General features: G+C 65.8%; 17 protein-coding genes. 9 read left to right on the plus strand and 8 right to left on the minus strand.

Annotation, left to right across the window (positions count from 1 at the left end; genetic code table 11):
- Positions 1-15 precede the first annotated feature (15 nt).
- From C3E77_RS06275 to C3E77_RS06285, 3 genes are read right to left on the minus strand one after another with little or no spacing between them, the layout of a single operon-like run.
- A complete protein-coding gene (locus tag C3E77_RS06275; RefSeq protein WP_108390843.1) occupies positions 16-513 on the minus strand; it encodes an O-acetyl-ADP-ribose deacetylase in 498 nt (165 codons plus the stop codon).
- 8 nt (positions 514-521) lie between these two features.
- A complete protein-coding gene (locus C3E77_RS06280) occupies positions 522-1298 on the minus strand; it encodes an MBL fold metallo-hydrolase (protein WP_108390844.1) in 777 nt (258 codons plus the stop codon).
- A gap of 26 nt (positions 1299-1324) precedes the next feature.
- Positions 1325-2299 (minus strand): TIGR03557 family F420-dependent LLM class oxidoreductase, encoded by a 975-nt coding sequence (locus tag C3E77_RS06285; RefSeq protein WP_108390845.1) that lies wholly within the window; start codon positions 2297-2299, stop codon positions 1325-1327.
- 142 nt (positions 2300-2441) lie between these two features.
- On the opposite strand from C3E77_RS06285, the gene C3E77_RS06290 reads away from it, so the two are divergent.
- Together C3E77_RS06290 and C3E77_RS06295 are read left to right on the plus strand one after the other, a co-directional pair.
- Positions 2442-2819 (plus strand): VOC family protein, encoded by a 378-nt coding sequence (locus C3E77_RS06290; RefSeq protein ID WP_108390846.1) that lies wholly within the window; start codon positions 2442-2444, stop codon positions 2817-2819.
- Positions 2820-2870: 51 nt separating this feature from the next.
- Entirely contained in the window at positions 2871-4409 is a 1539-nt protein-coding gene (locus tag C3E77_RS06295; protein WP_108390847.1) for an SDR family oxidoreductase, read from the plus strand.
- Positions 4410-4419: 10 nt separating this feature from the next.
- On the opposite strand, the gene C3E77_RS06300 is transcribed toward C3E77_RS06295, so the two are convergent.
- From C3E77_RS06300 to C3E77_RS06310, 3 genes are read right to left on the minus strand one after another with little or no spacing between them, the layout of a single operon-like run.
- On the minus strand, positions 4420-5538 hold the full coding sequence (locus C3E77_RS06300) for an acyl-CoA dehydrogenase family protein (RefSeq protein WP_198412220.1): 1119 nt from the start codon (positions 5536-5538) through the stop codon (positions 4420-4422).
- A gap of 28 nt (positions 5539-5566) precedes the next feature.
- Positions 5567-5947 carry an Hsp15 family ribosome-associated heat shock protein gene (hslR, locus tag C3E77_RS06305; RefSeq protein ID WP_108390849.1) on the minus strand — a complete coding sequence of 127 codons (381 nt, stop codon included), beginning with the start codon at positions 5945-5947 and terminating at the stop codon, positions 5567-5569.
- Positions 5944-6780 (minus strand): MBL fold metallo-hydrolase, encoded by an 837-nt coding sequence (locus C3E77_RS06310; protein ID WP_108390850.1) that lies wholly within the window; start codon positions 6778-6780, stop codon positions 5944-5946. Before C3E77_RS06310 ends, hslR begins: the two co-directional genes overlap by 4 nt.
- 239 nt (positions 6781-7019) lie before the next feature.
- Between C3E77_RS06310 and C3E77_RS06315 the strand changes: the two genes are divergently transcribed.
- Complete coding sequence (locus C3E77_RS06315; RefSeq protein WP_108390851.1) at positions 7020-7352, plus strand: DUF7882 family protein; 333 nt, start codon at positions 7020-7022, stop codon at positions 7350-7352.
- Positions 7349-7579: a hypothetical protein gene (locus C3E77_RS06320; RefSeq protein ID WP_108390852.1), complete on the plus strand. Its 231-nt coding sequence runs from the start codon at positions 7349-7351 to the stop codon at positions 7577-7579. Before C3E77_RS06315 ends, C3E77_RS06320 begins: the two co-directional genes overlap by 4 nt.
- Here the strand turns inward: C3E77_RS06320 and C3E77_RS06325 are convergent.
- Positions 7576-8121, minus strand: a complete 546-nt coding sequence (locus tag C3E77_RS06325; RefSeq protein ID WP_108390853.1) for a Dps family protein — start codon at positions 8119-8121, stop codon at positions 7576-7578. The genes C3E77_RS06320 and C3E77_RS06325 overlap by 4 nt on opposite strands.
- Positions 8122-8326: 205 nt before the next feature.
- Here C3E77_RS06325 and C3E77_RS06330 point away from each other — a divergent pair, with 205 nt between their 5' ends.
- Together C3E77_RS06330 and C3E77_RS06335 are read left to right on the plus strand one after the other, a co-directional pair.
- Positions 8327-9508 (plus strand): type III polyketide synthase, encoded by a 1182-nt coding sequence (locus C3E77_RS06330; protein WP_108390854.1) that lies wholly within the window; start codon positions 8327-8329, stop codon positions 9506-9508.
- A 49-nt stretch (positions 9509-9557) separates the two neighbouring features.
- Complete coding sequence (locus C3E77_RS06335) at positions 9558-10292, plus strand: methyltransferase domain-containing protein (protein ID WP_234031322.1); 735 nt, start codon at positions 9558-9560, stop codon at positions 10290-10292.
- Here C3E77_RS06335 and C3E77_RS06340 read toward each other — a convergent pair.
- Positions 10289-11155 (minus strand): SGNH/GDSL hydrolase family protein, encoded by an 867-nt coding sequence (locus tag C3E77_RS06340; protein ID WP_108390855.1) that lies wholly within the window; start codon positions 11153-11155, stop codon positions 10289-10291. The genes C3E77_RS06335 and C3E77_RS06340 overlap by 4 nt on opposite strands.
- Positions 11156-11270: 115 nt before the next feature.
- Here C3E77_RS06340 and C3E77_RS06345 point away from each other — a divergent pair, with 115 nt between their 5' ends.
- From C3E77_RS06345 to ftsR, 3 genes are all read left to right on the plus strand, one after another.
- Positions 11271-11903: a CDP-alcohol phosphatidyltransferase family protein gene (locus C3E77_RS06345; protein ID WP_234031323.1), complete on the plus strand. Its 633-nt coding sequence runs from the start codon at positions 11271-11273 to the stop codon at positions 11901-11903.
- A 109-nt stretch (positions 11904-12012) separates the two neighbouring features.
- Entirely contained in the window at positions 12013-12426 is a 414-nt protein-coding gene (locus tag C3E77_RS06350; protein WP_108393136.1) for an FHA domain-containing protein, read from the plus strand.
- Between the two features lie 3 nt (positions 12427-12429).
- A complete protein-coding gene (ftsR, locus tag C3E77_RS06355) occupies positions 12430-13170 on the plus strand; it encodes a transcriptional regulator FtsR (RefSeq protein WP_108390856.1) in 741 nt (246 codons plus the stop codon).
- Positions 13171-13260 lie beyond the last annotated feature (90 nt).

Raw genomic sequence — 13260 nt, forward strand, 5'->3', positions numbered from 1 at the left:
AGTACAGGACGCTGCTTACTCCGCAGAGCGGAAAGCATCGAGCGTCTGCTGTGAGAACAGCACAAAAGTGACGTCGGCTGGCGGGTCCACCTCGCGGACCGTCCGGACAGCGATCCGGGCGGCATCCGCGAGGGGCCAGCCGTACACGCCTGCGGAGATCGCCGGAAACGCCACGGTTGCAGCGCCGAGTTCGTCGGCGACTCTCAGGCTGTTTCGATAGGCGGATGCCAGAAGCTCCGAGCGGTCCTCGTTCGGGTCCCAGACCGGGCCGACGGTGTGGATCACGTGTTTCGCCGGTAGTCGTCCAGCCGTGGTCGCCACAGCCTCGCCGGTCGGCAGTCCGTGGGGGAGCACCGTGTCGCGGAGCTTCATGCACTCGGCGAGGATCTCCGGGCCGCCGGCGCGGTGGATCGCACCGTCGACGCCGCCGCCGCCGAGCAACGAGTTGTTCGCGGCGTTCACTATGGCGTCCACCCGCATCGTGGTGATGTCGCCCCGCACGAAGGTGATCATCTGCCCTCCTACGACGCTCCGAAGGCGCGTGCGGCGTCGACAGCCCTGCGGACGCCTCCCGTCCACGGCTCACCGTGCCCGGGAAGCACCAGTTCCGCATCGGTGTCGGCGAGCGCGCTCAGCGTGTCGAGCGCCATCGCCGAGTCCGCTGTTGCTGCGCCGGCGATGATCTGCGCCCCGCGCGTTCCCTTGTATGGGTCGAGCGTGACGAGCGCATCGCCGGACAGCAGGGCGCCGCGTTCGGGGAGATGCAGCGCGGTGTGCCCGAACGTGTGGCCGGGAGTGAAGACGATCTCGGGTCGCCCCGGAACATCCAGCACGCCGTTCTCCGGAAGGTACTCCACCTTCTCGACGCCTTTGACGGTGAGTGCGCCAGCGGCTGTCATGCCGGCGAGCACGGGGATGGCGGCCGGGTACTTCAACGGGTAGACGAACGGTGTGCGTTCCCGCTGGTAGTGGTACGGATGAGCGGCGAGGTGTTCGTCCGCCCGGTTCACCCAGATCGGCACTCGAAGTTCAGCCTGGGCCCGAGCGGCGAAACCGAGGTGGTCGAAGTGGGCGTGCGTGAGCACGACGGCCTCGATGTCGCGCCTCGAACGCCCGATCTCGTCGAGCGCGAGCAACAACGGCGCCCAGGTGGATGGGAATGCCGCATCCACGAGGGTGACCGCGTCTCCCTCTTCGATCAGGTAGCAGTTGACATACGCATGCTCGAGGCGATGCACCCCCGGTGCGACGTTCCTGGTCAGCGTCGGTCGGCGTCCCTGCCGTTGTCGGTGTGCCATAGTGCTCCCTGTGGGTGTCCGGCCGCTCACAGCGCGCGCAGCTTGTCGAGGAGTGGCTCAGCGGCCGTGGCGAGGAACTCATCCTGGCGCTCGTCGCCGATCTGGATGAGGGCGATATCGGTGAAGCCGGCGTCGATGAATGCGCGCGCGCTTTCGGCGAGCTCATCGAGATCGGGACCGCACGCAATCGATTCGGCAATGTCATCCTCGCGGACGAATTGCGAGGCGCCGGCGAATCCTGCCGGCGTCGGCAGGTCTGCGTTGACAGCCCAGCCACCGCCGAACCACCGGAACTGCTCGTGTGCCTTCGCGACGGCCTCTTTCTTGTCCGGTCCCCAGCAGATCGGAATCTGCCCGATCACCCGGGACGAATCGGCGTTCTCCCCGCGGGCCTCGCGCCACTTCTCGACCGCCGCGCCGTCCGGCACCGTCGAGATGAAATGGTCGGAGAGGGGAGCGAACCGCGAAATCGACTTCTCGCCGGACACGGCGATCCCGATCGGCACTCCGCCATCCGGTGCATCCCACACGCGGGCCGAGTCGACCCGGAAATACTCGCCCTGCCAGGTGACGAGTTCACCGGTGTGCAGCTCGCGGATGATGGTCGCCGCCTCTACGAGCATGTCCTGTCGCACGTCAACCGACGGCCAGCCCTCGCCGACGACGTGCTCGTTGAGGTTCTCGCCCGATCCAAGACCAAGAATGAAACGGCCTTCGGAGAGCAACTGCATGGTCGCTGACTTCTGGGCGACGACGGCGGGGTGGTACCTCATGGTTGGGCAGGTGACGAAAGTGGCGAGGTCCACCCGGTTTGTCGCCTGGGCGACGGCGCCGAGCACCGACCAGGCGTAGGATGCGTGGCCCTGTTCCGTGAGCCACGGCGAATAGTGGTCGCTCGAAACTTCGAAGTCGAAGCCCGCGTTCTCCGCGGCGATCGCGTAACGGACGAGTTCCCTCGGCCCGCTCTGTTCGGTCATGAGTGTGTATCCGAATCGAGTCATACTGCGACCGTGCCACCCGGCTGCCCGAGATTCAAGGGCTTGCGATGTGGTGCGGATGCCCCCTCGCAGCTGCCCTTTCCTCCCTTGCCGTCCGCGGGGGCGCGGAGTAAAAACGAGAACATAACCAGGCAAGGGAGCGCACATGCTAACGACCAGCCAAGCATTCGGTGGATTCAGTGTGAACGATCTGGATGCCGCCAGGCGTTTCTACGGTGAAACGCTCGGCCTCGACGTTTCGCCGGGCGAGATGGGTGTCCTCCAGCTCACGCTGCCGGGTGGCGCGAGGGTCATCATCTATCCGAAACCGAATCACTCGCCCGCGTCGTTCACCATTCTCAACTTTGTTGTCGACGACGTCGGCGTGGCTGTCGACGAACTCAATGCAGCGGGCGTCACCACCAAGATCTACGACGATGACGAGCTGCCGACCGACGAAAAAGGCATCAGTCGCGGCAACGGGCCTGACATCGCGTGGTTCCGGGATCCGGCCGGCAACGTGTTGTCTGTGATCACGGAGTGAGTTCGAGCGGGAAGGGGGCCCACCGGCGTCCTGGGACGTAGTCTCGGCCGTATGTCCTCTTCCCGCGTTCTTGTCACAGGTGCCACCGGCTACGTCGGCGGGCGACTCGTCCCTCGACTCCTCGACGCCGGATTCACCGTTCGTGTCTTCGTCCGCAACGCCCGCAAGCTCATCGACGTGCCATGGCGGGACGACGTCGAGGTGGTTGAGGGCGACCTGACAAACGCGGATGCCGTCGCCGACGCGTGCGTCGATGTCGACACCCTCTACTACCTCGTGCACTCCATGGGTGCCGGTGGCAGGTTCGAGGAGGTAGAGACCAGTTCAGCCCGCAACGTCGCTGCCGCTGCCGCCGACGCCGGGGTGTCCCGCATCATCTACCTGGGTGGACTCCACCCAGCGGGAATCCCTCTCTCGGAACATCTGCGATCCCGCGTGGCTGTCGGCGACATCTTCCTGTCGTCACCTGTACCAACCGTTGCTCTTCAAGCCGGCGTCGTGATCGGCTCCGGTTCGGCGTCATTTGAGATGATCAGGCACCTCACCGACGTGCTTCCGTACATGCCGGCGCCCCGGTGGGTGCGCAACAGGATCCAGCCGATCGCGATTCGCGACGTGCTGTACTACCTCGTGGAGGCGGCGAAGCTGCCGGGCGATGTCAACCGCACGTTCGACATCGGCGGCCCTGACGTCCTCAGGTACGGGCAGATGATGAACGGGTACGCCCTCGAGGCCGGGCTGAAGCAGCGGCCCATTGCTGCACTGCCCGTGCTCACGCCGTGGCTCGCGTCGCAGTGGGTGAACCTGGTGACGCCAATCCCGCGGAGCCTCGCCGTTGCGATCATCTCCTCACTGCAATATGACTGCGTCGCCCTTGAGCACGACATCGACCGCTACATCCCACCACCTGCCGGCGGCCTGACCGGCTATCGCGCCGCCGTGAGGCTCGCCCTTGCCCGGATGCGCGAGGGCGACATCGAGACCAGCTGGCAGGACGCGTCGGTTTTCGGAGCGCCGAGTAACCCGCTCCCGAGCGACCCGCTCTGGGCGGGGCACATGGTCTTCACCGACATCAAGGAGCGCGACACCACCGCGAGCGTCGCTGACCTCTGGGCAATCATCGAGGGGATCGGGGGAGACAACGGCTGGTATTCGTTCCCGCTGGCATGGGCGGCACGCGGCTGGATGGACAAGCTCGTCGGTGGCGTTGGACTGAGGCGCGGGAGGCGGCATCCGTCACGACTGCAGACCGGTGATGCCCTCGACTTCTGGCGGGTCGAGCTGATCGACCGGGGAACGAGACTGAGGCTCCGCGCGGAGATGCGAGTGCCGGGCCGGGCATGGCTCGAGCTGGAGGCAACACCGACGCCGACGGGGTCGCACTATCGCCAGCGGGCCATCTTCTTCCCCCAGGGACTCGGCGGCCGCCTGTACTGGTTTGCGATCCTGCCGTTCCACGGCATCATTTTCAACGGGATGGCCAACCGCATCACCATCGAGGCCGAGAAGCGTACGCGTGCCGGCGTCGAACCTGCCCCAGTGGCGGCATCTTCAACGCCGGCGGCAGCCTCAACGCCAGCGGCAACCTGAGCGGGACCCGTCACTCGCGGGTGGACACCGGCCCGAGCAGGTGCGAGGCGACCGTAGCGTGCGCTGACTCGGGATCGCTCGGGTGAAACAGCCCGGCGAGCGCATCCCGGTACAGGCGGCTCAGCTCGTTGTCGGCGGAGTACGACGACCCGCCCGAGCACCGGATCGCCGACTCGACGACCGACCTGGCGACGTCGACCGACCTGGTCTTGGTGCCGGCCAGCAACCGGGACCACGCGGCGCCGTGATCGACGCGCGAGTCGACATCCGCGGCGAGGGACTCAATCTGCGGTTTCAGCGAATCGAGAGCGATAGCGGCGTCGGCCAGTTGCCAGCGGATGTCGGGGTCATCGGCGTAACTGCGCCCACCGGCCTTCATCGATGTCCTGCGGTGAGCAGCCTCGCCGCCGAGCTCGAGGGCCCGGTCGGCGATGCCGGCGTAGACCGCGCTGATGAGCAGGAGGAAGTTGCTGAAGATGCCGAAGATGTATGGGTCGGAGCTCGGCCCGACCGGCAACCTCCTCGCGATCCGCTCCGGCGCCACCCGCGCGTTCTCGAGCACAGTGGTGAAGCTCTGCGTCGCCCGCATCCCCAGGGTGTTCCACTCACCGGCCGTTCGGTGCCCCGGCGTCTCGCGGGTGAGGTATCCGTGCACGAGGACCGGCGCGTCTGGGTCGGAATCGTCCCTGCCGAAGATTCCCAGTCGCGTCCACGCCGGTGACAGCGAGGTGAAGATCTTGGTGCCTGTGAACAGGTACGAACCGTCGTCCTGGGGTTCCGCGCGGGTTCTCGAGTCGAACATCACCTGGTCGTTGCCGGCCTCGCTGTTGCCGAACGCGAACAGCTCGCCCGCACGTGCGTCGTCGAGGATCCAGTCGAGGCTTGAGTCCCCGCCCGCCGACACCACTCGGGCGACACCGACGACAACGTGGTGCATGTTGACGCCGAGCGCCGTCGCCGGCGCGAACCGGGCGAGCATGCGCTGGTTCCTGACAGCGTCCAGCAGTGACTGCGGCGCGAGGTACCCCACGTCGCGGAGGTCGGCCAGATCTTCGGTGAAGAAGGCGTTGCGCTGGTCGTACCCGGGTGCACGGGAGCGGAACCGCTCGAGCAGGTCTGAGGTCAGCATGTCCACGCGCCCAGCCTAGACGGAGCAGTCACTGCTCGGGTTGTTCCCGACCCCGGAGTTTCTCCAGGTCGCGGCGCTCGCGCTTGGTTGGGCGCCCGGCGCCACGATCGCGCGTCGGCTGCAACGCAATTTCCTCCCGCGGCGGTGGCGGGGGAGTTCGGTCGATGAGGCACTCTGCGGCGACAGAGGCGCCAACGCGTTTCGTCACCAGCCGGTTCACGACGACGATCCTGTCGAATCCGTTCTGCCGGACCCGCACCTCGTCGCCGATCTTCACCGGATGCGACGCCTTGACCCTGTCGCCGGCGACGCGCACGTGCCCGGCCCGTGCCGCCGTCGTTGCCATCGACCGTGTCTTGTACACGCGGACCGCCCACAGCCAGCTGTCCACCCGAACGGTGGTGGTCATCCGCTGACATCCCCAGAGGCAAGGAGGGAGTATCCGCGGTGAACGCCCGCCTCGGCAAAGTCCAGCGGCAGAGCCGTCGCCCCCGCTATCCGTTCGGCAACGAGTTCGACCGGTTCGGCACGCGCAAACGCTTCACGGATGCCGTCGGCGACGGTGCCGAGGAGATCCGCCTGCGCGCGGACAAACGCACGGTCGACGGGAGCACCATGACCGGGCACCACGACGTCCGAATCGGCGATCATCCCGGCGAGAGTCTCGATCTGGCCCGGCCAGTCCAGCGGGAAGCTGCCCGAGCCGTACATCGGCGGGCCGGATTCCTCGATAACGTCGCCCACGATCCAGGCACCAGCATCGGGGACCTGGATCACCAGGTCGGTGTCGGTGTGCCCTGGCCCGAGGGGAATGAGGCGAACGATCCGGTTGCCGATGTCGAGGTCGGTCGGTGACTCGAGGAGTTCCGTCGGCGGTGTGAGCGAGACGCCGTGCCAGTCGTACTGTGGTTGCGCCTCCGGGTTGGCCTGCCACTCGACGAGGCGGGGGGATTCGAACTCGGCGAAGTGCCGAGGAATGAGGTGGTGCCCGAAGATAACGGCCGTCTCAGCGAACCGCTGGTTCCCGAAGGTGTGGTCGTAGTGGGCGTGTGTGTTCACCACGTGGGTGATCTCCCGCCCGAACGAGGCGGCGTCACCGAGGATATCGTCCGCCTCGCGCGGGTTGCAGCGCGTGTCGACGAGCAGCGCGCCGGTCTCACCCAGAATCAGGGCGACCGAGATATCGAGCGGTTGGTAGCGCCGCACAAACACACGGTCGGCGACTTCAGTCCAGAGCGGCATGGAGCCGATTCTACGTGGCGCACCTCGACAGTGAATCGCGCTCGGGAGTCCCCGGCCGCACGCATCGCGCCGGGGCTCGCGTACCGGAGTCCTGCGGGCAGACGGCTCGTCGCCGGCCACTTACCTCCCCGCGTTGGTCAGGATAAGGTTCTCACCGAGCAGTGTTTACCGCGGAACCTTGTGCGGTGAACGCAGCGCGGTTCTGGCGGCTCGGATCGCCAGTTGAGAAAGGGTGCGGCATGGGCAAGTTGTTTTACGATTCAACGCTGACCGTCGATTTCGACGACCGGGTGCTGGCGCACCTGCAGATCGTCATCGGCGCGAAGCTCCGGCGGGGTGAATCGTTCTACTTCAGCTGGAAGGATGACCCAGCGGTCGGCGACGGCCGGAGCACGATCTGGCTCGCGCCAAACATCCCCCTGCACTACAAGTACTTCGGTTCGCGCCTGCCCGCGCTCAATCGTGACTGGATCCTGGCGTTGAGCGCATCGTCGAATTCAGCGAGTGGACTTCAGATCGTGCCGGAACCGCAGCAGCGACCCGCGGGTGCCGCACTGGACGACGAGTCGTGAAGCGGGTCGAGATCGCGTACGGCGGCCAGAAGTACTCGGTCCCCAACCGCGACATCGCCGACCTCCGGTCGGAGATCGGCGATGCGCTTGGAGCGGGAAAAACGCACTGGCTCGAGGTCAACAGCGGCGAGGGCATCCTCGAACCCGCTTACCTCCTGATTTCGCCCGGCGTTCCGATCGCGCTCCTGGACGTCATGCGCACAGTGTCGCGCTCAGAGGCAGGTTAGCCCCGCGACGTTGTGCGGTTTTCGGCACTGACCATCCACGCGTACTGCTCGAGCTTGGCGATGATCGCGTGCAGAATATCGGCCGTGGTCGGATCTTCCTCGTCGATGGAGTCGTGCACGTCGCGCATCGTTCCGACCGTCGCTTCGAGGCGAACGGTGATGAGGTCGACGGTCTGGGCAGTGTCCACCTCGCCGTTCGGGAAAGCGGGGAGCGTCGTGGTTGACGCCACAGTGTCGCTCCGGCCGTCCGGCACAGCGTGCAGTGCACGCATCCGCTCGGCAACCTCGTCGGAGAATTCCCGTGCTGCATCGATGATCTCGTCGAGCTGAAGGTGAAGGTCCCTGAAGTTTTTGCCGACAACGTTCCAGTGCGCCTGCTTGCCCTGGATGTGGAGTTCGACGAGGTCGACGAGCACTTTCTGCATGTTCTCGGCGAGTTCGCGCGAGGCGATGAATCCTCGCTCCGGCTTCTGCCTCCGCGTGGTTTTCGCGCCGGAGTTCGTTGCGGTTGTCCTGGTTCGTTCCTGCGTTGCGGTTGCCATAGTCTGCTGTCCTTTCGCCCGGCGTCGTTTCAGCCGGTGTGGGTTGCAACAGGTTATGGCGTTTCGGCCGGGCGGCTCAAGCCCTTGCGGTTTCGGCGTGGATCCGACAGGGCGGGTTCAGCGAGAGTGGGAGATATTCTCTGTGCTTCCTCCGCCGGAATGCAACCGGCAGAGCAAAGGTGTGCGCTGTGCTTAGAGTGTGAGCATGCCTACCCATGTGCGAACGATCCAGACCGCTGTCCCACCGACGAGTCTGGACCAGACGGTCGCGCGCGACATCTTTGCCGGTCAGGACGGGCTCACGAGGCTCGGTGAACGCCTCGTGCGAGCATCGTTCGACGGCTCGGGTATTTCCACTCGGCAGACGGTCATCGAAGACCTGGGTGCCGCTCCGGTTACCGGAGACCCTGTGTTCTACGACAGGGAGAGCGGCGTTCTGCTGTCGCCGTCGACCCGCACGCGCAACGAGGTCTACATCGATGCCGCGAGCCGTTTGTTCGTTGAGGCGGCAGAACGCGCGCTGGACGCGTGCGCGGACATCGAGGCGAGCGACGTGACGCACGTCGTCACCGTCTCGTGCACCGGGTTTTTCGCGCCGGGCCCCGAGTACCGGATCGTGCGCTCTCTTGGCCTCGCGCCGACGACCGAGCGCCTGCACATCGGTTTCATGGGCTGCTACGGCGCATTCGCGGCCCTTCGGGTCGCCGCCGCGTTCTGTGAGTCGAATCCCGACGCCGTTGTCCTCGTCGTCTGCTGCGAGGTATGCACGATCCACGTGCGATCGTCCAACGACCCCGACCAGATCGTCGCGTCAAGCGTCTTCGCTGACGGTGCTGCCGCGGCGATCGTGACCGGTCGGCCCGGCCCTGCCGGTTCCACCAGCCTCACCGTCGACCAGCTGTCGACCGAGCTCACCCCGGTCGGCGAGGATGACATGGCGTGGACGATCGGCGACGCCGGCTTCGACATGGTGCTGAGCGCAGCGGTTCCGAAAATCATCGACACGTACATCAGGCCAGCCCTCGAACCGCTGTTTGTGAACGAGCCTCACCTGTCGGCTGACCCGGCCGGCGCCATCACCCACTGGGCGATTCACCCGGGCGGGCGCAGCATCCTCGACAAGGTCGAGTCGAATCTCGGACTCAGCGTCTCGCAGCTCGTGCCGTCGAGGCGGGTTCTGCGTGACTACGGCAACATGTCGAGCGGCACCGTGCTCTTTGTGCTCAAAGACATCCTCGACGGCGACGGCGACGGCGACCTCGACCTCGACGGCGATGGCGGCGGTGACGTGGGCGGCGATCCCGAGCAGGGAGAACGCGTGTGCGCCATGGCATTCGGGCCAGGCCTCACCGTCGAAACCGGGCTGTTCACCAGGGTCACACGGTGAGCCACAGCCAACCCGTGAGCCACGCTCGCGCCGTCGCGGCGGCCAAGCCGTGACCGTGCTTGCCGGAGTATCCGGCTGGCTGCGGTCGCGGGACACCGAGACCGCCGAGTGGATGGATGACCCTGACTGTGATCTGCCGACCCTGCTCCGCACGTACGCACACTTCCGCATCGTCAACGCTGTGGTCGCCGGCTGGCGGCTGACGTATCTCACGGAACTCAAACCCCGATTCACCGGAACGTCCCATACCCTCCTCGACATCGGCACAGGGGGAGGGGACGTCGTCCGGGCCCTCGCACGGCTGGCTCGGCGCGACGGTGTGCGCCTCGACATCACGGCGATCGATCCTGACCCGCGCGCGGCGGCATACGTCGACAGCCTGCCAGCCACCGACGGAATCCGTTACCGCCGTGCCTCGAGCGCCGACCTCGTTACCGAGGGAGCAAAATTCGACTTCGTCATCTCTAACCACGTCCTCCACCACCTCTCGGCGCGGGAGCTCGGGGCGGTGCTTGCGGATTCGGAGCGGCTGGCATCCGTTCTCGCCGTTCACAGCGATATCCGGCGAACACGACTCGGCTACGTGCTGTACTCCGTCATCACCGGAATCTTCTTCCATCGGTCGTTCGTCCGCGACGACGGGCTGATTTCCATCCGCCGGAGTTACCTGACTCGCGAGCTCGATGCGGTGCTCCCGGTGCGCTGGATGGCACGGTCACAGCCGCTCTGGAGAACACTGGCCGTCTTCGAGCCAGCGGCAACGACGACGGCGCAACCGAATTAGCGAGTGAGCGCGCTGATCACCGTCGCGGCGGTCAGCGCTGACCCGACGGGCGCCGGGTGGAGGAGATCGGGCAGCAGCAGGGCCGGGACATCTCCCGACTCGAGGTAGGCCGAGTGGACGTCGATCGGGCGGACCGCCTGGTGCTCTACCAGCCAGCCGGCGACGTGGCCAATCACTTCATCGTGCGCTGCGGCGTACTGGTCGAGTCGCGGGTTCTCGAGCAGGGCGGCGTAGCCGATCGTTGCGGGCCACCGTTGCTCGATCCCGGCGATCAGCGAGGTGAACTGTTCTCCGACCTGCGCCGGTTCGAGAACGTTGTTGAGTCCGTGATTGAGGATGACGAGGTCAGGTTCGCCTGGCACCAGGGCGTCGATGTGAGTGAGCGAGTACGCGGCGGTCTTTCCGCTGGCAGAGCCGTTCCAGACAATCAGGGGAGCGTTCGATGCTTCAGCGTTGAAGGTGATTGGCGCGAGGTATGAGCTGGAGAGAACGTCCCACGGATGCTGGACAAGCGGCCGGTCGAGCCGGAGCGCGAGTTCGCGGAACGCGAGGTCGACCCATTCGCCCTGTTCGTTCCCCGTCGAGTCACCGATGACCTGGGCGACGAACGTTCGTTCGTTATCGTCGATCCGGTCCATGGCATCGGCGAACGACGCAAGAGTCAGGCTGCTGGCACCGGCGTTGGTGCCACTCCCGGCGTCGCTGACGGCGGCCGGCGCGGCGGCCGGGCGAGGGGTCATGGTGAAGAACGCACCGGCAAGCATGGCCGCCAGTACGGCAGGAACAGCGACCTTCAGCAGGAGACCGCTGCGCAGGGCGGGGGCGCGGCGTTCGGCTCCACCTGCTCCTGATACCCGCTCCATGAGTACAGGCTACGACAGAGTGCGCGTAATCGGGCTCCCCAGATCGGGCCGCTGCCGTGCTCAGTGGCCGGCACGCGGCTGTCCACGGGAGATAAGTGTCGTCTAGGCTGGCGGGGTGAGCACAGAGGGTAACTTCGGGGTGAGCGATCGGATCCTGACGCTCCCCAATTTGCTGAGCTTCCTCCGGCTTGCACTTGTCCCCGTGTTCCTCGTTTTGCTCGTCGAAGGCCAGGACATCTGGGCGCTTGTCGTGCTCGCCGTCTCCGGTTTCACCGATTTTCTCGACGGTTTCCTGGCCAGGCGGCTCAACCAGGTGACACGGCTCGGCCAGTTACTCGACCCGGCCGCAGACCGGCTGTACATCCTCGCCGCACTGCTGGGCCTCGCGTGGCGTGAGCTGATTCCGTGGTGGCTTGTCGCCGTTATCGTCTCCAGGGACGTCATGCTTCTGGCGATCGGGATCTTCCTCGCCCGCATCGGGCACGGTGCCTTCCCGGTCAACTGGGTGGGGAAGTGCGCAACGGCATCCCTGTTCCTTGGCCTGCCGTTGCTCATGCTCGCTGCGGCTCTTCCGGATGTCCAGGAGTGGGTCCAGCCGTTCGGGATGTTCTTCGCGGTGCTCGGCGCCGTGCTTTACTGGTGGGCCGGGATTCTCTATCTGGTCGACACCATCAGGGTAAGAAGAGTGAACCGAAAGCCACGGGGGTCGGCACAGACCGACGCCCCATCCGATACGCTGGAAACCTAGGAGGTTCACGGTGCAACTACCCGATGAGCAGAACCCCGCAACCGGGGCATTTCTGCGCCAGCCTGCCGCCCAAGACGGTGCCGCAGGACAGGCTGCAAATGACTCGACCATGAGTTTCAGCCGCGATCTTGGTGCTGCGCTCCAGGCTGTCGAGGCTGACGTCAGTGCAGACGAGCGGGAGGCCATTGCGGCGCTTCCCTCTGGTTCTGCCTTGCTCATCGCTCGTCGTGGCCCGAACACCGGTGCACGGTTTCTGCTGGATGCCGACGTCACGACTGTTGGCAGGCATCCGGACGCCGATATCTTCCTCGATGACGTTACGGTCTCCCGTCGGCACGCTGAGTTCCTCCGGCACGGTGTTGCCTTTGAGGTACGTGACCTCAACTCGCTCAACGGCACCTATTTCGACGGCGTGCGCATCGACAGCGCCCTGTTGAGTGACGGTGCGGAGGTTCAGATCGGAAAATTCCGCCTGACTTTTTACGCGTCGCGCGATGACCTGAGCCCGACCGCGGGCGCCTAGCGCATGTCGGCTCAGGCAGCCAGGCGGCAGGGGGCTGAGCAGGGGCGCGCCGAGAGCGGGCGGGCGCGGCAGGAACAGTCGTCGTCTGCGCTTCTCAGCATCGGACAGGTCCTCGCACGACTGGCCAACGACTTCCCGGATCTCAGCAACTCGAAACTCAGGTTTCTTGAGGAGCAGGGGCTCGTGTCGCCGAGTCGCACCCAGTCCGGCTATCGCAAGTTCTCCCCGGCGGATGTCGAGCGGGTTCGCATCATCCTGTCGATGCAGCGTGATCACTACCTGCCGCTCAAAGTCATCCGCGGCTACCTGGCCGACCTCGACGCCGGCCGATCTCCAGCGATGCCAGGCGCGACCGGGACAGTATCGACGATCATTCCCCCCGGCCGGCGTTACGGGCGAGAAGAGATCATCACGGAGACGGGGGCTACGGCCGCCCTCTTCAACGAGGCCATCTCGGCGTCGCTCATCACTCCATCCGAGACATACACCGACGACACTCTCGAGGTGGTGCGCTCACTCGTCGCCCTCAAGAGGTGCGGGATCGAACCGAGGCACCTGCGCGGTTATCGAGCAACGGCCGAGCGTGAGGTCAGCCTCATCGAGAGCGCGCTCCTGCCCATTTCCAGGCGTGACGATGCGGCGAGCAGGGCTCGTGCCGCAGAGTTGTCCGGCGAGATCGCCGGAAGACTCGATGTGATCAGGGCGAGCCTCGTCCGGTCGGCGCTCGGCAGGCTCACCTCGTGACTTTCACCGGCGTCCAGGGTCACAGAATGATCACGGCCACTCGACACGCCGGACCATGTGAGCGGATGTCGTTGATCAGAACGGCCCGGC

It is taken from the genome of Mycetocola zhujimingii (assembly GCF_003065425.1).
Lineage (GTDB): Bacteria > Actinomycetota > Actinomycetes > Actinomycetales > Microbacteriaceae > Mycetocola_A > Mycetocola_A zhujimingii.